This window comes from Bacillus sp. FSL K6-2971 (assembly GCF_038006405.1).
In the GTDB taxonomy this organism is placed as follows: Bacteria; Bacillota; Bacilli; order Bacillales; family Bacillaceae; genus Bacillus; species Bacillus pumilus.
The window spans coordinates 3,192,818-3,212,059 of the sequence record NZ_JBBOVD010000001.1 but is presented as its reverse complement, the minus strand read 5'-3'; the positions used below and the strand labels follow the sequence as shown (position 1 = coordinate 3,212,059).

Annotated in this window: 21 protein-coding genes and 2 pseudogenes; 19 read left to right on the top strand and 4 right to left on the bottom strand. The window is 41.8% G+C overall.

Translation table 11 applies throughout. The annotated features are described in order from the left end of the window. Window positions 1–4: 4 nt before the first annotated feature. A complete protein-coding gene (locus tag MHI33_RS17275; protein WP_003213422.1) occupies window positions 5–265 on the top strand; it encodes a YugE family protein in 261 nt (86 codons plus the stop codon). On the opposite strand, the gene MHI33_RS17270 is transcribed toward MHI33_RS17275, so the two are convergent. Beyond that, a complete protein-coding gene (locus tag MHI33_RS17270; protein ID WP_050944033.1) occupies window positions 262–1,086 on the bottom strand; it encodes an alpha/beta fold hydrolase in 825 nt (274 codons plus the stop codon). The two genes, MHI33_RS17275 and MHI33_RS17270, sit on opposite strands and share 4 nt — an antisense overlap. A 176-nt stretch (window positions 1,087–1,262) precedes the next feature. Here MHI33_RS17270 and MHI33_RS17265 point away from each other — a divergent pair, with 176 nt between their 5' ends. From MHI33_RS17265 to yugI, 3 genes are all read left to right on the top strand, one after another. Then, window positions 1,263–1,763: an Lrp/AsnC family transcriptional regulator gene (locus MHI33_RS17265; RefSeq protein ID WP_003213765.1), complete on the top strand. Its 501-nt coding sequence runs from the start codon at window positions 1,263–1,265 to the stop codon at window positions 1,761–1,763. Continuing rightward, on the top strand, window positions 1,764–2,957 hold the full coding sequence (locus tag MHI33_RS17260; RefSeq protein ID WP_340912775.1) for an aminotransferase: 1,194 nt from the start codon (window positions 1,764–1,766) through the stop codon (window positions 2,955–2,957). It begins immediately after the preceding gene. A gap of 198 nt (window positions 2,958–3,155) precedes the next feature. After that, window positions 3,156–3,548, top strand: coding sequence for a S1 domain-containing post-transcriptional regulator GSP13 (gene yugI / locus MHI33_RS17255; protein WP_003213420.1), 393 nt, complete (start codon window positions 3,156–3,158; stop codon window positions 3,546–3,548). Window positions 3,549–3,615: 67 nt separating this feature from the next. Here yugI and MHI33_RS17250 read toward each other — a convergent pair whose 3' ends face one another. Continuing rightward, window positions 3,616–3,852 (bottom strand): DUF378 domain-containing protein, encoded by a 237-nt coding sequence (locus MHI33_RS17250; protein WP_003212952.1) that lies wholly within the window; start codon window positions 3,850–3,852, stop codon window positions 3,616–3,618. A 144-nt stretch (window positions 3,853–3,996) separates the two neighbouring features. On the opposite strand from MHI33_RS17250, the gene MHI33_RS17245 reads away from it, so the two are divergent. The 5 genes from MHI33_RS17245 to MHI33_RS17225 all read left to right on the top strand — a co-directional run bounded on the left by MHI33_RS17245 (window position 3,997) and on the right by MHI33_RS17225 (window position 8,898). Then, on the top strand, window positions 3,997–5,160 hold the full coding sequence (locus MHI33_RS17245) for an iron-containing alcohol dehydrogenase (RefSeq protein ID WP_044140798.1): 1,164 nt from the start codon (window positions 3,997–3,999) through the stop codon (window positions 5,158–5,160). 121 nt (window positions 5,161–5,281) lie between these two features. Next, on the top strand, window positions 5,282–6,454 hold the full coding sequence (locus MHI33_RS17240; protein WP_265208427.1) for an iron-containing alcohol dehydrogenase: 1,173 nt from the start codon (window positions 5,282–5,284) through the stop codon (window positions 6,452–6,454). Between the two features lie 328 nt (window positions 6,455–6,782). Next, a complete protein-coding gene (locus MHI33_RS17235; RefSeq protein WP_012011080.1) occupies window positions 6,783–8,138 on the top strand; it encodes a glucose-6-phosphate isomerase in 1,356 nt (451 codons plus the stop codon). Window positions 8,139–8,246: 108 nt separating this feature from the next. Further along, the gene (locus MHI33_RS17230; protein ID WP_265208425.1) at window positions 8,247–8,465 is read left to right on the top strand and encodes a spore germination protein; all 219 of its coding nucleotides are present in this window, start codon (window positions 8,247–8,249) and stop codon (window positions 8,463–8,465) included. A 31-nt stretch (window positions 8,466–8,496) separates the two neighbouring features. Continuing rightward, window positions 8,497–8,898: a YugN-like family protein gene (locus MHI33_RS17225; RefSeq protein ID WP_012011078.1), complete on the top strand. Its 402-nt coding sequence runs from the start codon at window positions 8,497–8,499 to the stop codon at window positions 8,896–8,898. Here MHI33_RS17225 and MHI33_RS17220 read toward each other — a convergent pair. Further along, window positions 8,895–9,881 (bottom strand): potassium channel family protein, encoded by a 987-nt coding sequence (locus MHI33_RS17220; RefSeq protein WP_003213017.1) that lies wholly within the window; start codon window positions 9,879–9,881, stop codon window positions 8,895–8,897. The genes MHI33_RS17225 and MHI33_RS17220 overlap by 4 nt on opposite strands. A gap of 118 nt (window positions 9,882–9,999) precedes the next feature. Here MHI33_RS17220 and MHI33_RS17215 point away from each other — a divergent pair, with 118 nt between their 5' ends. The 6 genes from MHI33_RS17215 (at window position 10,000) to MHI33_RS17190 (ending at window position 14,203) form a co-directional block, all read left to right on the top strand. Beyond that, window positions 10,000–10,224 (top strand): hypothetical protein, encoded by a 225-nt coding sequence (locus MHI33_RS17215; RefSeq protein WP_003213467.1) that lies wholly within the window; start codon window positions 10,000–10,002, stop codon window positions 10,222–10,224. A gap of 81 nt (window positions 10,225–10,305) precedes the next feature. Beyond that, window positions 10,306–10,980, top strand: a complete 675-nt coding sequence (locus MHI33_RS17210) for a zinc metallopeptidase (RefSeq protein ID WP_265208607.1) — start codon at window positions 10,306–10,308, stop codon at window positions 10,978–10,980. Window positions 10,981–11,028: 48 nt separating this feature from the next. After that, the gene (locus MHI33_RS17205; protein WP_268492720.1) at window positions 11,029–12,321 is read left to right on the top strand and encodes a hemolysin family protein; all 1,293 of its coding nucleotides are present in this window, start codon (window positions 11,029–11,031) and stop codon (window positions 12,319–12,321) included. Window positions 12,322–12,456: 135 nt separating this feature from the next. Continuing rightward, the gene (locus MHI33_RS17200) at window positions 12,457–12,858 is read left to right on the top strand and encodes a secondary thiamine-phosphate synthase enzyme YjbQ (protein ID WP_044140792.1); all 402 of its coding nucleotides are present in this window, start codon (window positions 12,457–12,459) and stop codon (window positions 12,856–12,858) included. A gap of 16 nt (window positions 12,859–12,874) precedes the next feature. After that, window positions 12,875–13,906 carry a nitronate monooxygenase gene (locus MHI33_RS17195; protein ID WP_340912767.1) on the top strand — a complete coding sequence of 344 codons (1,032 nt, stop codon included), beginning with the start codon at window positions 12,875–12,877 and terminating at the stop codon, window positions 13,904–13,906. 24 nt (window positions 13,907–13,930) lie between these two features. After that, window positions 13,931–14,203: a hypothetical protein gene (locus MHI33_RS17190; protein WP_044140790.1), complete on the top strand. Its 273-nt coding sequence runs from the start codon at window positions 13,931–13,933 to the stop codon at window positions 14,201–14,203. A gap of 14 nt (window positions 14,204–14,217) precedes the next feature. Here the strand turns inward: MHI33_RS17190 and MHI33_RS17185 are convergent, their stop codons facing one another. Next, the gene (locus tag MHI33_RS17185; protein ID WP_044140789.1) at window positions 14,218–14,958 is read right to left on the bottom strand and encodes a protein-glutamine gamma-glutamyltransferase; all 741 of its coding nucleotides are present in this window, start codon (window positions 14,956–14,958) and stop codon (window positions 14,218–14,220) included. A gap of 156 nt (window positions 14,959–15,114) precedes the next feature. On the opposite strand from MHI33_RS17185, the pseudogene MHI33_RS22120 reads away from it, so the two are divergent. The 4 genes and pseudogenes from MHI33_RS22120 to MHI33_RS22105 form a co-directional block, all read left to right on the top strand. Next, window positions 15,115–16,164, top strand: a pseudogene (locus tag MHI33_RS22120) (cache domain-containing protein); the annotation flags it as partial. Next, window positions 16,156–17,106: a methyl-accepting chemotaxis protein gene (locus tag MHI33_RS22115; RefSeq protein WP_372706104.1), complete on the top strand. Its 951-nt coding sequence runs from the start codon at window positions 16,156–16,158 to the stop codon at window positions 17,104–17,106. The pseudogene MHI33_RS22120 and the gene MHI33_RS22115, both read left to right, overlap by 9 nt. 126 nt (window positions 17,107–17,232) lie before the next feature. Then, window positions 17,233–18,279, top strand: a pseudogene (locus MHI33_RS22110) (HAMP domain-containing protein); the annotation flags it as partial. Beyond that, entirely contained in the window at window positions 18,274–19,224 is a 951-nt protein-coding gene (locus tag MHI33_RS22105) for a methyl-accepting chemotaxis protein (protein WP_371475563.1), read from the top strand. The pseudogene MHI33_RS22110 and the gene MHI33_RS22105, both read left to right, overlap by 6 nt. The last annotated feature ends 18 nt before the right edge of the window (window positions 19,225–19,242 follow it).

Sequence of the window (19,242 nt, the reverse complement as noted above, 5' to 3'; positions counted from 1 at the left end):
ACCGATGAAAGATAGTCAAGCTGTAGAAGAGATGATTCAACTCATTAAGGCATGGGACCCTTTTCAATATGGGGAGGATTTTTATGAAACGGAGCCTGCTGACGTCATCAGTGCATTATACGACGCAGAAGACTCTTTATCTTTAGCAAAAGACATTCAAGCCATTTATCATCACTCATTTGAGCAGCTCCTGCCTTTTGAGAGCTGTCAACATATAGCGAATCAGCTTTTCGTCATACGAGACAGCAGCTCCTGCACACGCTAAGACAGGCTGAAATGTCCGATTTGATCAGACACAAAGACCGGATTTTCCTCAGGAACGAGGTGCCCGGTTTTTTTTAATGCGTGCAAGGTCGAGTTTGGCAGATCCTTGTGCAGCCTCTCTCCTATTTGGATGGGAACGATTCGATCTTCCTCACCCCAAATGAGCAGCACGGGTGTCTCCATTTTCTTTAGGACATCCGAGGTCAAATCCCCTTCCCGGTGCCGAATCAAGCGGAAAATCCCTCGGAAAATTTGATCATCAGAAAAAGGCTTTAAATATCCATCCACCATCTCTTGATCAATGATGGAATGATCATGCACAACAGCCGTTAAATTTTTCATGATGCCTTGCTTCAAGAGCTTTCTTTTAAGATAGAGATAAAAATAAGGAATATATGTGCTGTAAACAACTGATCTCTTTGATTTATTTAAATATCCTGAGCTGCACAAAAGGACCGCCTTTTCAAATAGGTCTGGCCGTTCAGATGCGGCATATAAAGCAATTTGGCCGCCCATCGAATGACCCACAAGGATCGCATGCTGAATCTGTAAGTAACCAGCTAGCTCGATAATGATCTTTGCCATGTTGCGATAGCTGTAAATAAACGTATTCGACTTCTCGGACTGTCCAAATGGCGGCAGATCGATCGCGATTAAATTGAAGTCTTGTTTCAGAAGCGGGATGAGCTTTCGATAGCTGAAGGTAGAAGAGAAAAGACCATGAATTAAGATCAATGTTTTCTTCCCCTGATTTGGATAGTGCTCGTAATAGATGTCTAAACCGAATTTACTTTTCATATAAGCTGGCTGAACAATGTCCATACTCATCACTCCGATACTTGATACTCTCTCTGTTAGGTGACTGTATTGTACCCTAAAAAGTGGATTTTAAGCTATGGTTAGCATCTTTTCCCTGCTTAGCATAATGGGAAAAACGTGCTATAATGTTCAGAAGATTTTTTAAAACTAGCTTTTTACAATCTGAGGTGTGAAATCAAATGAAACTAACAGAAAAAGAAACTGAAATATTAGAGATTTTAGATGAAAACAGCCGTGCCGATTTAAATACAATTGCAAAAATGGCAGGCGTGACAACAGAAGAAGCAGAAGCGATTATTCAAAAACTTGAAGATCAAAAAGTCATTATTGATTACTCAACCATGATTGACTGGCGTAAAGTAGATGGTCACGAAGGCGTCACAGCAATGATTGATGTCAAAGTGACACCAAAAAGAGGCGTCGGATTTGATGAAATTGCTGAACGTATTTACCGCTTTCAGGAAGTGGAGTCTGTCTATCTCATGTCAGGTGTTTACGATCTATCTGTTGTGATCCGCGGAAGATCTATGTCTGATATTGCCCGCTTCGTGTCTGAAAAATTATCGACACTTGATTCCGTTGTTTCAACAACTACCCACTTTATTTTGAAGAGATATAAACATGATGGGAAAGTGTTTGAAACAGGAGACGATGACAAAAGAATCGTGGTGTCACCTTAAATGAAAAAGTCTTATTTATCTGAAACGGTGCAAAGCATTCAGCCGTCAGGTATTCGGAAATTCTTTGATTTGGCAGCCACAATGGAAGGGGTCATTTCCCTTGGTGTTGGCGAGCCAAATTTCGTGACAGCTTGGAATGTCAGAGAAGCAAGTATTATGTCATTAGAACAAGGGCTTACCTCTTATACGGCGAATGCAGGGTTATTATCTTTGCGAAAAGAATTGAGCAACTATTTATATAAGCGGTTTTACATTGACTACAGTCCTGAAGAAGAACTGATTATCACAGTTGGCGGAAGCCAGGCACTTGATTTGGCGTTTCGTGCGATTTTAAACAGCGGGGATGAAGTGATCATTCCAGAGCCTTGTTTCGTAGCATATGGGGCCCTTACGACACTTGCGGGCGGAGTACCTGTTTATTTAAGTACATCGGCTGAAAAAGATTTCAAAGCAGATTCTGCGGATCTTCGCACGAAGCTGACGCCTAAGACAAAAGCGATCCTGCTTTGCTCACCATCAAATCCAACTGGCTCAGTCTATTCAAAGGAAGAGCTTGAAGATATTGCTCAATTTGCAAAAGAGCATGACCTTCTCATTATCACGGATGAGATTTACGCAGAGCTGACGTACGATGAAGCTTTTACAAGTGTGGCGGCAATTCAAGATATGAAGGAAAGAACGATCCTCATTTCAGGCTTTTCAAAAGGGTTTGCTATGACTGGCTGGCGCTTAGGATATGTGGCAGCACCACCTGTACTGCGCGATGCCATGCTGAAAATACACCAATATTCTATGATGTGTGCGCCCTCTATGGCACAATATGCAGCAGAAGAAGCCTTGAAAAATGGGCTTGAAGATGTAGAGAAAATGAAGAAAAGCTACAGAAGGCGGCGAAATTTGTTTGTCGGCTCTTTGAATGAACTAGGGCTCACATGTCACCAGCCAAACGGCGCATTTTACGCTTTCCCGTCCATTAAAACGACGGGCATGACGTCAGAACAATTTGCTGAGGAGCTGCTCCTAAGTGAAAAAGTAGCCGTAGTCCCTGGTAATGTCTTCGGACCGAGTGGTGAAGGTCATATTCGTTGTTCATATGCTTCGTCTCTTGACCATCTTCAGGAATCACTTTCAAGAATCCAGCGCTTTTTGCAGGAACGACAAGTGAAAGAAGAAGCACCTGCCATCATCAAATAAAAAAAGGCATCAATCCATTAGGACTCATGCCTCTCAAATTAGGGGGGAATACTAGAAAGCATTCTTGTTTTCAGGTATTCCCCCTTTTGAACTGATCTAAACCCAATTAAAAAATATTTTGCGTAAAAGACCGTTCTGTGATATAGTTTTTAATTGCGTATAAACGAATATTAAAACATTTATTTAGGAGTTGTTATCATGGCGACAAAGTTTGAAGTAGGCAGTGTTTACACTGGTAAAGTAACAGGATTACAAGCGTATGGTGCGTTTGTTGCATTAGATGAAGAAACTCAAGGACTTGTGCATATTTCTGAAGTAACACATGGTTTCGTAAAAGACATCAACGAGCATCTTTCAATTGGTGACGAAGTTCAAGTGAAAGTTCTTTCTGTTGATGAAAAAGCTGGTAAAATCAGCCTTTCCATCCGTGCTACACAAGAAGCACCTGAAAGAAAAGAAAGCAAACCAAAGAAACAAAGACCACAGCAAGTGAAAGAAGAAGCTGCTACACCACAAGGTTTCAATACGCTTAAAGATAAACTTGAAGAGTGGATTGAGCAGTCTAACCGTAAAGACTTAATCAAGAAATAAAAAAAGCACCGCTTCAAACGGTGCCTTTGGCTGCCTCGTATAGGCGGCCTTTTTTATGTCTTTTTGTTTAGCGAACCTCTGGATTCGGCTCGTCACGGCGAACAGCTTCTTCGCTTGGCTTGAACAATAGACCAAGGTTAACAAGACCTGCAATTCCAACAAGACCATAAATAATACGTGATAATGCAGAGCCTTGTCCGCCAAAGATCGCTGCTACTAAGTCAAATTGAAAAAAGCCGATTAGTCCCCAGTTAATAGCACCGATAATCGTGAGCACGAGGGCAATACGCTGAATAGCACTCATCGTGATTCCTCCTTTCGCTACAGCATCAATACATTTATATTTTGCAGATTTTTAGCCAAACTATGCGTAAGAAAATGGATTAAAGCAAATTACTTTACTTTTGGAATGATTGAGGCGCATAATGTAGCGCGAGGAGGAGATCAAATGGATCGATTTACTTATTGGAACCCAACGAAATTAATATTTGGAAAGGGAGAAGTTTCAGCCCTTTCAGATGAACTCAAACACTACGGAAAAAACGTATTACTTGTATATGGTGGAGGCAGTATTAAACGAAACGGCCTTTATGACCAAGTTGTCAGCATCCTAAAAGAATCAGGAGCTGCAATCACTGAACTTGCTGGTGTTGAGCCAAACCCGCGCTTAACAACGGTAAGAAAAGGGGTTGAGCTTTGCAAAGAGAACAACGTTGACTTTATTTTGGCAGTTGGCGGCGGCAGTGTTATTGATGCAACGAAAGCGATCGCAGCCGGAGCCAAGTACGATGGAGATGCTTGGGATATCGTGACGCGTAAGCATGTCCCAATGGAAGCAATTCCGTTCGGTACGGTGTTAACCCTTGCTGCAACAGGTTCTGAAATGAACTCTGGATCAGTGATCACAAACTGGGAAACAAATGAGAAATATGGCTGGGGAAGTCCAGCAGTTTTCCCTAAATTCTCTATTCTTGATCCAGTGAACACATTCACTGTACCAAAAAACCATACGATTTATGGCATGGTTGATATGATGTCTCACGTGTTCGAACAATATTTCCATCACACGGAAAATACACCTTACCAAGACCGGATGTGTGAAGGGCTTCTTCGTACAGTCATTGAAACAGCACCGAAGCTGATTGGCGATCTAGAGAACTATGAGCTGCGTGAAACGATCTTATTCACTGGGACCATTGCGCTCAATGGTATGCTGTCAATGGGAGCACGCGGTGACTGGGCATCTCACAACATCGAGCATGCGGTATCTGCTGTCTATGATATCCCTCATGCAGGCGGACTTGCGATCTTGTTCCCGAACTGGATGAAGCATGTCATTCAGGAAAACCCAGGCCGCTTTAAACAATTAGCGGTACGCGTATTTGATGTGGATCCTGCGGGCAAAACAGACGAAGAAGTGGGCTTAGAAGGAATCGACAAATTGTCAGCTTTCTGGACAAGTCTTGGCGCACCGAACCGTTTAGCGGACTATGATATCAACGATGAGAAAATTGATTTAATCGCAGATCGTGCAATGGCACGCGGTGAATTTGGTCAATTTAAAAAGCTAAACAAAGAAGATGTTCTAGCTATTTTGAATGCTTCTTTATAATCAAACAATGAAAAGATAATTGCTTTCGAGCAGTTATCTTTTTTTGAGTTCGACGTGTACATATGTTAAAGTAGTCTTTCATGTTTTTGGATATATACGCTGTAAGGAGATGTATCAACAGATGGAAAATTTTATTTATTATAATCCAACGAAATTAAAGTTTGGAAAAGGACAACTAGACGGACTAAAAAGCGAACTCGCTCGTTATGGAAAACGAGTGTTACTTGTATATGGTGGAGGCAGCATTAAGAAAAATGGCCTTTATGATAATGTGATCAGCGCGTTAAATGAAGCAGAAGCTGACGTATTTGAGCTGTCAGGTGTTGAACCAAACCCGCGCCTCACCACAGTGAAAAAAGGAATCGACATCTGCCAAAATGAAAAAATTGATTTCTTATTAGCTGTTGGCGGCGGTAGTGTGATCGACTGTACAAAAGCGATTGCAGCCGGAGCGGAATATGACGGAGATGTGTGGGACATTATCTCAAAGAAAACAACCGCTCAAAAAGCATTGCCGTTTGGCACAGTGCTGACACTTGCGGCAACTGGTTCTGAAATGAATCCAGACTCTGTCATCACAAACTGGGAAACAAATGAAAAATATGTGTGGGGCAGTTCAGTCACTCATCCTGCTTTTTCAATTTTAGACCCTGAGCATACTTATTCAGTGCCAGAAAACCAGACGGTGTACGGCATGGTCGATATGATGAGCCACGTCTTCGAGCAATACTTCCATAATGTCAAAAACACGCCGCTACAGGATCGGATGTGTTTTGCTGTTCTTCAAACAGTCATCGAGACAGCACCAAAACTGCTTGAAGACTTACAAAACTATGAGCACCGTGAAACGATCCTTTACGCAGGAACGATCGCTTTAAATGGCACGCTGCAAATGGGTTACTTTGGCGACTGGGCGTCCCATACGATTGAGCATGCAGTATCGGCTGTCTATGACATTCCGCATGCAGGCGGACTTGCGATCCTCTTCCCAAATTGGATGCGTCATACACTCGATCACAATGTGGAGCGCTTTAAAAATCTCATGCTGAACATGTTTGACATCGAGACAGAAGGAAAATCTGATCGTGATATCGCATTAGAAGGTATCGACAAGCTGTCAGCATTCTGGACAAGCCTCGGTGCACCAAGCCGTCTAGCCGATTATGACATTGGTGAAGATCAGCTGGACAAAATTGCCGACATTGCGGCGAAAGAAATGGAATACGGTGATTTTGGTAACTTTATGAAACTTGGTCGTGATGACATTCTTTCTATTTTGAAAGCTTCTTTATAATCCTGCGTGCCGTTTCTCTCTATGAGAAACGGCTCAGCGTGTAGACAAACCCTCGCATTCGGTGTCAGTCCTGCGTGCTGGTGCTCACGAATGTCAAATTCGCTCCGCGCCAGTACTCGTCCTTCCTAGACTTCAAAGGTTTTCTATCACGCTGAAAAGAAGACAAAGGGCTAAAATCAAGATCATTTTAGCCCTTTGTCAACAATCTGTGCCGTTTCTCTCTATGAGAAACGGCTTTTTGCTATCGGAGTGACGATCACTTGATTTCAATAGCTAGTTCCGCTAAAGTGAAAGGGACAGAACTAACGTAATGGAGGGCTTACAAGCGATGACACATATTCAATTTGACTACTCAAAAGCGTTACCTTTCTTTCAAGAACATGAGCTTACATATTTAAAAGATTTTGTGAAGGTGGCCCATCATAATATTCATGAACAAACGGGTACAGGCAGTGATTATTTAGGCTGGGTTGACTTGCCGAAGCAATATGATCGCGAAGAATTTGCCCGCATTAAAAAAAGTGCAGATAAAATTAAGTCAGACTCTGATGTCTTGCTTGTTGTCGGAATTGGCGGTTCGTATCTCGGCGCACGTGCGGCGATTGAATTTTTGAACCACTCTTTCTATAACACGCTGCCAAAAGGCAAACGCAAGACGCCACAAATCATCTTTATTGGAAACAACATCAGTTCTTCTTATTTAACAGATGTGATGGATCTATTGGAAGATGCAGATTTCTCTATTAACGTTATTTCAAAATCTGGTACAACAACAGAGCCAGCGATTGCGTTCCGCATCTTTAAAAAGCTCCTCATTGAAAAATACGGTGCCGAAGAAGCGAAAAAACGTATTTATGCAACAACTGACAAGGCACGCGGTGCATTGAAAACATTAGCAACAGAAGAAGGCTACGAATCATTTATCATCCCTGATGATGTAGGTGGACGCTATTCAGTCTTAACAGCAGTAGGTCTATTGCCAATCGCTGTGAGCGGTGCAGACATTGATCAGATGATGGAAGGTGCGGCAAAAGCAAGCGAAGACTTCGCTTCATCTGAGCTTTCTGAGAATGCGGCATACCAATATGCTGTCGTCCGTAATGTCCTTTACAATAAAGGCAGAACGATTGAAATGCTGATTAACTATGAGCCAGGACTGCAATACTTTGCAGAATGGTGGAAACAATTATTCGGTGAAAGTGAAGGGAAAGATGAAAAAGGAATCTATCCTTCATCTGCGAACTTCTCAACAGATCTTCATTCACTTGGTCAATATGTTCAAGAAGGAAGAAGAGACTTGTTTGAAACAATCGTTAATGTAGACAAGCCTCGTCATGAGCTTGTCATCGAAGCAGAAGAACAAGACCTTGATGGCTTGAACTATCTAGCAGGAAAAACGGTTGATTTTGTTAATAAAAAAGCATTTGAAGGAACGATGCTTGCTCATACAGATGGAAAAGTACCGAATCTGATCGTCACAATTCCTGAGATGGATGCTTATACATTCGGATATCTCGTTTACTTCTTTGAGAAAGCATGCGCGATGTCTGGATATCTACTAGGCGTCAATCCATTCGACCAGCCTGGCGTAGAAGCTTATAAAGTGAATATGTTTGCTTTATTAGGAAAACCAGGCTTCGAAGAGAAAAAAGCCGAACTTGAAAGCCGACTGAAACAATCATAAGAATGAAAAGCACACCTTTGAAGGGTGTGCCTTTTTTATTTTCTCACGGTTCCTGTGCAAGCCTCCTTACGCTCTGTACATAGAATAATGAGTAGAGGAGGGTGAAACATGAGAACGAATCATATTTACATTCACGATATTTCAGACCAGGCAATCGTCAACTTTGGCAATGTCGGACGCATTTGTCCTATGAGTGCTACGAAGGAAACATCAGGTTCCGTCAGTGCGAACGAGACGAATCAATCATCCAATCAAAACTTATTTGATGCCACTTTTTCAAACAATGTACAAATCACGAGAGATAGATGTATGAATTCTTCTCTTTAACGAAACCTATTAGACAAAAGGAGGGTTTCGTATGATTCATGTACCATCCAGGCTGCCTGGTGAAAGCTTTTCACTTTACCATTTAGAAGAGACGATGAAGCCGCTCGGTTATGTTATTAATGGTAACTGGGATTACGATCACGGATACTTTGATTATAAAATTGATAATCGTGATGGCTATACTTTTCTCAGAGTTCCTTTTACAGCCGAAAAGGGCCAGCTGGATCAGCCAGGCGTTGTGGTGAAACTGGGAGATCCATTTCTCTTAAAGCATGTCTATCAAGATAAGTTAGATGATCATGCGATGGTTGGAAATGTGGGAGCATCCTTTAACCAATTCCAAGAACCAAAAGAGAAAGATGGAGATGTATCAAAAGCTTATACTGAGATTGGCTTTTCGCTCGTCAAGGAATTAGAAGACGCACTGCTTTAAAGGCTGATTAGTTCATCCTCTGGATGAAGCTCATAATCAAAGGGAGGATTCATCATGGGTCCTTCTTTTTTTTGTACACCGACAATGATCACATGATGCTCTAAAAAATGATGGAGCGCTGTTAAGAATGTTTCTCCGGCTAACGAAGCTGGAACCGGTATGATGGTGATCTGTTTATGCAAGGTCATATGTCGTTTTTTCTTTAACGCTTTGAACTGTTCCTTTAAAAGAAAATGCTCGACCATTAAATGATTGACTGCATCAGAGGTATGAATGACTTGATTGGCGCCAGCCCGCTCGGCATTTTTCACGTAACGATCTGTTAAAATTTCAATTAAACAGTATAGAGAAGGGTTTAATCCTTTTGCTGCAAGTAATGTTAAAACACTCTGCATATCAGCTGTCACTTCATTCTCGTGCTGATCTGCGGTAATCATCAGTGCATCTGCACCTGAAATATTGGCTTTGCGAAGTGTGCCATCTTCGGTGCCATGTCCTTTAATAAAATGAACATTCTCTAAAAGCGGCCCTTCCTTCAAGGAGTCATCAATCAGCACAATCGGCATAGCTGGATCAATTGTTTGAAACGACTGAAGCAGTTTGTTCGTTTTCTCATTCCAGCCGACGATAATGAGATGTCCTTTCCCTTTAAAGGCGACCTTTCCTTCTACATAATGGTGCTGCTTGCTGAACACAGCGGCGGCAAGTGTGGCGAAATAAGCCGTGACAAAGCTTGCCCCGATCAGAATCAGCGCCATACCTGCGATTTGTCCGGGCATGGTTTGCGGCACAAAATCACCGTAGCCGACCGTCGCAACTGTAATGAGGGCCCACCAGATCCCATCAAAGATCGTATGATACTGCTTCGGTTCAAGTAAAACGATTAATTGTCCAAAAAAAAGAAGCAAGAAACAGATGATGATGGCAATTCGAAGATACAGTGGCCACCTTAGCCAAGCGATAAAGATACGATTTGATTTCATTGGACTCTTCCTTTCAGGAAACTGCTAATGTCAGTATGCCCGATTGAGGAAACATTTTTTCATCTTCGTCATGTAGATCCCATATCTTAAAATAAGAGAGAAGAAGGAGGGAATGCGAATGTCGTTCGTTCAAAAGACCGTACTTCTTTTTATCGGCGCTCACTTTTTATCATCAGCTATGATCTTACTTGTTTTTGACTTAAATGCGGTGAATCATTTTATGAATGATTTTTCATGGCTGCACTTTTTTCAAAACCTATACGGAACGGTGACCTTTTATACAGCATGCTTAGGTGTGTTCTTCTTTTTCATTGGCGTGGTGATCCCCCTTAAAAAGACCTAGTGCTTTTTTCTGTACACGTTACATAAAAGTCATTAAAATTGTAAATAAATATATAAAATAAAAAGGAAGCTGATGAGCATGCTGTTTTTTTATTTTTTAACTTTTGCCGCATTGGGATTATCATTTTGGGCACAATTTAAAGTAAAGAATAATTTTGAAAAGTATTCAAAGGTTGAAGCATCCAGTATGAAAACAGGTGCGGAAACCGCTCGACATATTTTAGATCTCAACGGGTTATACGACGTGCCTGTTGAACCGGTAAGAGGAACTTTGACTGATCATTACGACCCGACGCAGCGTGTGGTTCGCTTATCTGAACCTGTGTACTACGGCCATTCCATTTCGGCCATTTCAGTCGCATCACACGAGGTTGGACATGCCTTGCAGCATCAGGAATCCTATGGTGCGCTTGTCTTGAGACATAAGATCTTTCCTGTCGTGAACTTTGCATCTGGTGTTGCCCCGCTTCTTTTCCTTGGTGGAATCTTACTTGGCAGCCTTAACTTAATCGGGCTTGGGATCATTTTGTTCTCAGCGGCTGTGTTCTTTCAGCTTGTGACATTGCCTGTCGAGTTTAATGCAAGTTCTCGTGCGAAAGATATCATTGTTTCAGAAGGAATCATTAGAAGCAGTGAAGAAAGAGGCGTGAACAAGGTGTTAAATGCTGCCGCTCTTACGTACGTCGCAGCAGCCCTTGTCTCCTTGTTTGAATTGCTCCGTTTTGTAATGATCTTCCTAAATGGCCGTAATGATTAATTGATGCCAGAGGAGGTGAGCCCTTACCATTGTTAGGTAAGGGTTTTTTTGTATATTTTAAACGTATTTTTAGTCATATTACTCATTGCTGCGACAGCATTTTTTGTTGTCACTGAATTTGCGATTGTGAAAATTAGAGGCTCTAAAATCAATCAACTGATTGAGAGCGGAGATAAGAGAGCCATTCACGTACAAAAGCTTATATCAAATCTCGACGAATATTTATCCGCCTGTCAACTCGGCATTACCATTACCGCTTTAGGCTTAGGGTGGCTGGGCGAGCCGACGGTGGAGCATTTTCTGCATCCACTGTTTGAGGATTTGGGGCTTCATTCCGCATTAACCGACATCCTATCGTTTATCATCGCATTTGTGATCATTACGTTTTTACATGTCGTTGTGGGAGAACTGGCGCCTAAAACGATTGCCATTCAAAAGGCAGAGGCGGTCAGCCTTGTGACAGCAAAGCCACTCATCTTTTTCTATAAAGTCATGTACCCGTTTATTAAAGCATTAAATGGATCTGCGCGAGGCATTGTGAAATTATTCGGTTTTCATTCTGTCAAAGAACATGAAGTGGCGATCAGTGAGGAAGAATTGCGTCTCATTTTATCTGAAAGCTATGAAAAGGGTGAGATTAACCAATCTGAGTACAAATATGTGAATAAAATTTTTGAATTTGATAACCGAGTGGCGAGAGAGATCATGATTCCTCGTACAGAAATTTCAGCCATAGAGATTGAACAGACGCTTGAAGACGTGACACATTATATGCTGAACGAAAGATACACACGCTACCCCGTCATTAAAGAAGACAAAGATCATGTGATTGGTGTCATCAATAGCAAAGATGTGTTTAAGGCGAGTTTCCTGAATCAAGATGTGACAATTGAAGACTTAATGCGTCCTGTGATACGGGTGATTGAAAGTACGCCTGTTCAAGAATTGCTCATTTTGATGCAAAAGGAACGAATTCATATGTCAGTGCTCGTAGACGAATATGGAGGAACAGCCGGGCTTGTTACAGTAGAGGACATATTAGAGGAAATCGTGGGCGAAATTCGTGATGAATATGATCAAGATGAAACACCTCATATCGTCAAAAAAGGTGACTTCCATTATGTAATGGATGGGAAAGCCTTGATTGATGAAGTGAATGATTTATTGGATTTAGCTATAGAGAATGATGATGTTGATACAATTGCTGGCTGGATGATGACACATAAATTTGATATTGAGATTGGAGATACGATTGAAGCAGAAGGCTGTGAATTTACCATCATAGATGCGGAAGACCATCATATTCGGACCATTGACATCAAAAAGGTCCACTTTTCCTAAAAACCTCGTAACACTTGACGAGGTTTTTTTACTTGGTAAACTTTAGGTGGGAGAATACCTTCCACCGATAAACAGTGATTGATTTCACATAAAAAGGGTATGGTTTTATAGAAATAACAAAAGGGAGCCGCTCATATGAAAAAAATCAATGTACAAACAAACAGACGTGATGAGATGATCGACGTGACGAACGAGGTCCATCAATATATTAAGGAAACAGGTATTCAAAACGGAACCGTCATCGTCTACTGTCCTCATACGACAGCAGGGATGACCATTAATGAAAATGCGGACCCAGATGTGAAACGAGATATGCTCCGCCGGCTTGACGAAATCTTTCCGTGGGAACATTCGAAGGACCGCCATATGGAAGGAAATACAGCCGCACATATGAAAGCGAGCTATATGGGTGCCTCGCAGCATGTTCTCATCCATCATGGTGATCTTGTCCTTGGCACATGGCAGGGAATCTATTTCTGTGAGTTTGACGGACCGAGACATCGCCATTTTTATATACAGGTGTCATCAAACGAGTAAGAGATGGGGGACATAAATGGGGGATATCACGAAATTACTGCAAATCAAATATGGGATGATCCAAGCACCAATGGCAGGAGGTGCCGTGACACCGCAGCTGGCAGCCGCTGTTTCGCAATGCGGGGGACTTGGCAGTTTGGCAAGTGGATATGTGCAGCCTGACCATTTGAGGCAGCAGATCAAACAGGTCAAACAGCTGACAACGGGCCTGTTTCAGGTCAATGTATTTGTACCAGAGCCAATTTCTGAAGTCAAAAAAGAGGATGTGGCTTTTTGGGAGAAGAGATTGCCAGCAAGACAAGTAGCTGATAGTCTGCCGAGCGAAGAGGAATTGTGGCATGATTTTGAACAGAAAATTAACATTCTTTTGGAAGAAGACGTACCGGTCGTTTCCTTTACCTTCTCTTGTCCAAATGAACAAACGATACATCGCTTAAAACAAAAGGGGATCTTTTTGATCGGAACCGCCACAACAAAAGAGGAAGCACTGCTTTTAGAGGAAAAAGGGATGGATGCCATTGTTCTGCAAGGAAGTGAAGCAGGGGGTCACCGAGGTACCTTTTTACCTGCAAAAGGAGATGCCCTGATGGGACTCTTTAGCCTAATCTCTGACGTCCAGACGCTCTGTCATGTGCCATTGATCGCCGCAGGCGGGATTACAGATCGAACAGGTGTGGAAGCCGCTCTAGCGCTTGGAGCGGATGCGGTGCAAATCGGCACACGATTTTTAGCCAGTCAGGAAAGTGCTGCGGCAGACGTATACAAAAAGGCGATTTTACAGGCAGAAAGCAGTGAAACAAAGATCACAAGGCTTTTTTCTGGAAAAAGAGCAAGAGGTATTGTGAATCAGTGGATGGAGGAAGAAAGACAGAATGAAGATAGGGTTCTTCCTTATCCGGCTCAGCATGTATGGACGACACCGATGCGAAAAGCAGCAGCCGCTGCGGGTAACCCTGATCAAATGGCTCTTTGGGCGGGACAGGGCGTCGGTCGCATTCACTCGATTTTAACCGTTGAGGAGATCATGCATGAACTGACGCACATATAAAATCATGTTGGGTGGTGTGAAAGGGTGGACATCTTAAAACATTCATACCGAAAAAAAGGACAAATTGAATTTTGGTTTGATGAATTTCCGCACTCTCCTGCCGTCCTTACGCCCATTCGTCATTACTATTTTGTTCGTTATGTAAAATGGAGCCGGCACGATCCGCCGGTCACAAGAAAAGACTTAGAAAAAATGGAGCTCCTTGCGAACACGATGCTTGGCACGCTGCAAGATTATCGAAAGCGCAAGGCATACAAAAGCGCAAGGCATACAAAAGCCCCTTGTCATAACCACTAGACAAGAGGCTTTTTTTAGCTGCCAAACATTTGCCTGAGATAAATCACATCCATCCGAGTAGTCTGCGGCAATAGATAAGCAGATTGAACAGCACCTGGCCGCCTTCTCTTATTCAATTTATCGATAATTTCTGCCGCTGTTAAAATCCCTAGTCCATGTCCGTAATATTGATCTTCACCTAAGTAAATCACATTTTCCCCGCGCCACTGTGACTGCTGATAGCTAAATTCTGGATTCTCGAAATATAAGCAATCCCCATAGATAAAGTCATTCCCGCGCTCTGTATAAATCGACAATGTATCATAATGCCAGTCATACAGGGTTAGACTGCGAAGCCTTCGGTTAAACTTCTCGTCTCCTACCGTTTGCAAGACGCCCATATAAAACACGATGACAATGGCGGTGGCACATTCAAATGCATATTGTGAGCCATTTTCAAAAATGTCTTTAATGCCTCTAGATGGTTCGACTTGATAGCGCAGCTCTAATGCCCCTGCTTCCGATACGCGCCAAAAGGCGTCATTTGCACGGGACCTTTGAAAGATGGCAAATGAGGCACCACTTTTATGCAAATCTCTTGCAGCATTCATAATGTTCGATCTCAATGTGACCTCAAATAACAAATCAGATGCTTGCCTGTAGCGGAACGTATCATTTGAGGCTTGTAACTGCATCAAAATGATCCGCTTTTGTCCTTCTAGCTGAAATGAAGCCAGCTGCTCATTTGTCACTGGCTGTCCTGAAAGGATAATCATATGAAAAGCGCCCCCTTTTGTATTAGCGTATGCAGGGTGCTTGGGCAATGAATCAATTTGTGGAAATAAACAAAAAGGCATCCATTTTATTAGAAAAACATGAAAATAATATGAAGATGTCCGATATATAACATATCGTTTAAAAGGAGGAAAAACATGAAAAATGCATTAAAATGGTTGAAAAAACCATCGATTTCTAAGAGACTGATTATTTCATTCACTCTCGTTCTTGTCTTGCCAATTATTACACTCAGTACGATTTCATATCAGATTGCCAAAGAAGAATTAGATCATGAAATCATGTACGGAGCAAACACAAGAGTCAATGAACTGAATGATATGATCCAGCAAAAGCTTATGAATAAGGAAAACGCAGTAAAACTCTTTACTGAAACATCTACTGCTGCAGACTTTAAGAAGAACAACCAGGATGAACTGTATGAGCATTTCGAGATATACAGTAAAATCAATGAAGATGATGTGGTTGGATTTTATGCAGCAAGTAAAAAGCGTGATTTCATTCAGTTTCCTAAAGTAGACATGCCAAAAGGCTATGATCCAACAACGCGCGATTGGTATCAACTAGCTATGCAGGATGACAGTGGTAATCCAGTTGTAACCAACCCATACATCTCTGCTACAACAAACGGTATGGTTGTCACGATTGCCCAGCGTCTGAAGGACGGATCTGGGGCGATCGGAATTGACATTGATGTGCAAGACATTGTCGATAAAATAAAAGAGATTAAAATCGGACGTCAAGGATATCCAATTATTGCAAATAAAAACAAACAAATTGTGGCTCATCCAGAAGAAAAGTCAGGATCTAAGGTCACTGAAAATATTTCATCTATCCTTTACAGCGGAAAAGAAGGAACGTCAACTTATGAGAATAAAGGAGAACAAAAGCGTCTCGTTTTTGTGACAAATGATTTAACAGGTTGGAAAATTGCTGGAACGATGTTTGTATCAGAAACAGAAGAAGCAGCACAGCCAGTTTGGAATTCTGCCATTATTCTTTTAATTTCTTCTTTTATCCTTGGCGGTATTGCGATCTTCTTTATCGTTCGCTCCATCACAATTGGACTTCGAAAGCTTGTTGATTTCTCAGAAAAGGTGAGTGATGGTGATTTAACCGAAACCCTTGAAACCAAATCGAAGGATGAAATTGGAGATCTCACGAGAAGCTTTAGCAAAATGAGTGAATCCCTTCGTGACGTCATTCGAGCGGTACAGCAATCTGTCGACAATGTGGCTTCCGCTTCCGAGGAGCTGACGGCAAGTGCCAGCCAAACAAGTCAAGCAACCGAGCATATCACAATGTCGATTGAACAATTTTCAAACGGAAATGAAGCACAAAACGAGAAAGTCGAATCTAGTACGAATCAGCTTGTGGCAATGAATGAAGGATTACAAGGCATGTCACAAACGTCATCAGAAGTGGCTACTGTCTCACTTCAATCGACAGAGGCAGCTGGTCAAGGCGGCCGAATTGTTGAAAGCACAGCGAGCCAAATGAAACATATTGATACATCTGTACAAGAAGCAGAACAAGTCATGAAGCAATTAGAATATAAGTCTAAAGATATTACGAGCATTTTAAATGTCATTAACGGCATTGCAGATCAAACGAATCTTCTTGCGTTAAATGCAGCCATCGAAGCAGCTAGAGCAGGCGAATCAGGACGCGGCTTCTCTGTCGTGGCAGAAGAAGTGAGAAAACTAGCTGTCCAATCGGCAGACTCAGCGAAAGAAATAGAAAAACTCATTCAAGAAATTGTGTTAGAAATTGCTAAATCTCAAGATATGTTCAAAACGGTCAATCGAGAAGTACATGCAGGACTTGGTATGACAGAAGAAGCAAAAGAAAGCTTCCAGAACATTTATGAGGCGGCAGAAGGAATGTCGAAAAAACTGACGCAATTAAACGATACAGCCATTGATCTATCGAGCGGTTCGAAGCTAGTTTCACAAGCTATGCAGGAGATGCGCCAAGTCTCTAGAGAAAGTGCGGCGAACATTCAGGACATTGCGGCTTCTGCTGAAGAGCAACTTGCATCTATGGAAGAAATATCATCTTCTTCAGTGACACTATCTAACATGGCAGAGGAACTAAAAGAGCTCACAAGTCAATTTAAAATTGATTAAATAATGATGAAAAAATACCCAAAATTGTCTGGGTATTTTTTTTATATTTTAAACATCGTTTTCAGCCTGTAAAAATAAACCTTTCATCCGATAATAACTTTAGAGAAGTAAAGGGGGAAAGAGAAAATGGGGAAAATGATCCAATGGTTAAAAAAACCATCCATTTCAAAAAAATTAATTATGGCTTTTTTGGTAGTCCTTATCCTGCCAACCACTGCACTGACAATTAGTGCATTTTTTACATCAAAGACAGAGCTAGACAAACAGATTATGGGCAGTGCAATGAGTCAAGTCAATGCATTTGATACTTTAATCAATGAGAATATAGGAAATAAAGCAGATGCTGTGGCTCTGTTTACAGACTCACTCAAAGCGTCTAATCTCCAAGAAAAAAATAGAAATTCGACCATTAAAGAATTGCAGCAATTTGGAAAAATTAATGAAAAAGATGTTTCCGCTATCTATGCAGGCTCCGAAAAGGGATTGTTTATGCAATATCCTGTTCAAAAGATGCCTGATGGCTACGATCCGAGAGAGCGCCCATGGTATCAAGAAGCGCTCAATGCAGAAAACGGTAAACAAGTCATCACAAAACCATATGTAGCAGCCTCCACAGGCAAAATGGTCATCACCATTACTCAAAAAATGAAAGATGGTTCAGGTGTTATTGGACTTGATATGGAAATTAACACCCTGATTCAAAAGTTAAAAGAAATCAAAATTGGGCAAAAAGGTTATGCCTTCATCATGGAGAAAGATAAAACAGTTTTAGCAGATCCGACCCAAAAGGCAGGAAGTCAAGTCAATGAGAATCTAGCAAATATTATTTATAAAAACAAAGAAGGAAGCGGCAGCTACACACTCAAAGGAATAGATAAAAAGGTTGCGTATGTGACCAATGAATTAACCGGCTGGAAAATAGGTGGAACGATGCTCGTATCAGAAGTAGAAGATGCAGCAAAGCCCGTTTTCAATACAGCCATTATTGTGTTCAGTGTGACACTTATCGTAGCAGGTACCCTCATCTTCTTTATCGTCCGCTCTATATCTAAAAGATTATCCAACCTTGCCCGCTTCTCGAAAAAAGTCAGCGAAGGTGATTTGCGCGATAAGCTTCAGATCCAATCAGATGACGAAATTGGCCAAGTTGGGAAAGGCTTTAATACAATGATTGACTCATTAAGAACCCTCATTGGTGCCGTCCAAACCTCAGTCGAAAATGTCGCTTCTTCATCAGAAGAACTGACCGCCAGCGCAGGGCAAACAAGTAAAGCAACAGAGCATATTACACTAGCCATTGAACAATTTTCAAATGGAAATGAAAGTCAAAATGACAAAGTCGAATCCAGCTCAGAAGAGTTAGATGAAATGAACCGTGGCCTTCAGCACATGAATGAGTCGGCTGAATCCATTACTGCTTCATCGATCAAATCAACAGATATCGCAGGGGAAGGCGGACAGCTTGTCGAAAAAACCGCTTCTCAAATGAATGTCATTGATCAGTCCGTGAAAAAAGCAGAGAATGTCATCAGCGCTCTTGAAAGTAAATCAAAAGACATTACACAAATTCTAGGTGTCATCAATGGAATCGCCGACCAAACGAATCTACTTGCGCTAAATGCAGCAATTGAGGCAGCAAGAGCTGGGGAATCCGGCAGAGGCTTCTCCGTTGTAGCAGAAGAAGTAAGAAAACTGGCTGTTCAATCAGCCAATTCAGCGAAAGAAATCGAGAATTTGATTAAAGAGATCGTTCAAGACATCGATGTATCACAGGAAGTATTCACTGCGGTGAATCGAGAAGTTCAATCAGGCTTAAGCTTCACTGAACAAACAAGAGTCAGCTTCCACAATATTTTCGAAATGACAAAAGAAATTTCTGACCAGCTTCAAACAATGAATCAAACGGTTGTCCAGCTTTCAAATGGCTCTGCACATGTGTCAGAGGCTGTCCGTGAGATTGCAGACGTCTCACGTGAAAGCTCCGCAAACATTCAAGACATTGCGGCTTCAGCGGAAGAACAGCTGGCATCTATGGAAGAAATCAGCTCCTCCTCTGCTACGCTTTCATCAATGGCAGAAGAATTGCGTGATTTGATCAGTAAATTTAAAGTCGAATAGACATAATGAAGAGCCCTT